Genomic DNA, 1,177 nt, shown 5'->3' with positions numbered 1-1,177 from the left:
TGGCTTGGTTAGCACGGCTAAATTCACTTAAAACATCTTCTAGTTCGCGTCCTATTGCCCACTTTCTGGTAACTAAGTATTTACTAGTATCTGTTCGGGTTAAGATAATTGACGCTCCAGTCATTTTGCTAAACCACTCTATACAATAGCTTGTTGCACTTGCGCTATGAAGCAACACGCTCATGTTGCCAAATTCTGTTATGTTTTCATCCATTAAAATCATATTTTCTACCTAACATGCTAGTTATAAATAGTTTATTAGTAATTCAGTAGGTAAAAAATCATCCATATTCCTAACTAGCCTAGGAAAATGGCTTAGAAAATAACGAGGGCTATTTATAAGCTACTGTTTAAAATAACAATATAATTATTAGGTATTGAAATTTACAGAGATGGTTTTAATTTACGTGTGTGTTGATTATCATGGCGCAAGAAACACTTACACCCTATTTTATAATTTTCAGTAAGGATCACCATGTCTAACTATAACGAATCTCCAGAACAAGTTGCACAAGCTACTCAAGGCTTTGTTATGCAGCAAACTATGTTGCGTATTAAGGATCCAAAACCTTCGTTAGAATTTTATCAAAATGTATTAGGTATGAAGCTGTTAGGTAAGTATGACTTTCCTGGTATGAAATTTACATTGTACTTTTTAGGATACGAGCAAACGCTGCCAGAGGGCGATGATAAAACTAAAGCTGAATGGGTATTTCGTCGCCCTGCGTTAATTGAGTTAACCCATAACTGGGGCACTGAAAACGACGACAGCTTTGAGGGATACCACAGTGGCAACCAAGAACCTAAAGGCTTTGGTCATATTGGGATTAGCGTACCGGATGTTTACGAAGCCTCTGAGCGTTTTGCAAAGTACGATGTTGAGTTTGTAAAAAAACCAGATGATGGCTCAATGAAAGGCTTAGCTTTTATTAAAGACCCTGACGGTTACTGGATTGAAATACTCTCGGCTGAGGGTATTACTGAAATTATTCTTTCTCAGTAATTATTATTTCTCGATAACAAAAATATTACACATAAAAAAGCCTGCTAATGCAGGCTTTTGGTTATGTAGTAAGTAATATTTAAACGTTATTTACGCAGTGCGTCTATTCGTGCATCAAGCGGTGGATGCGATGAAAACAACTCAGCCATACCCTTACCACTTGCAATACCAAAG

General features: G+C 36.8%; 1 protein-coding gene and 1 pseudogene. One reads left to right on the top strand and one right to left on the bottom strand.

The genetic code is table 11. The features are described 5' to 3' along the window. Nucleotides 1-223 (bottom strand): annotated as a pseudogene (locus tag L647_RS0100535) (hypothetical protein); the annotation flags it as partial. Nucleotides 224-475: 252 nt separating this feature from the next. Between L647_RS0100535 and gloA the strand changes: the two are divergent. Next, on the top strand, nt 476-1,003 hold the full coding sequence (gene gloA, locus L647_RS0100530) for a lactoylglutathione lyase (protein WP_024609480.1): 528 nt from the start codon (nt 476-478) through the stop codon (nt 1,001-1,003). Nucleotides 1,004-1,177 lie beyond the last annotated feature (174 nt).

It is taken from the genome of Pseudoalteromonas sp. TB64, assembly GCF_000498095.1.
Taxonomy (GTDB): Bacteria; Pseudomonadota; Gammaproteobacteria; order Enterobacterales; family Alteromonadaceae; genus Pseudoalteromonas.
This window is presented reverse-complemented; position numbering and strand designations above follow the sequence as displayed.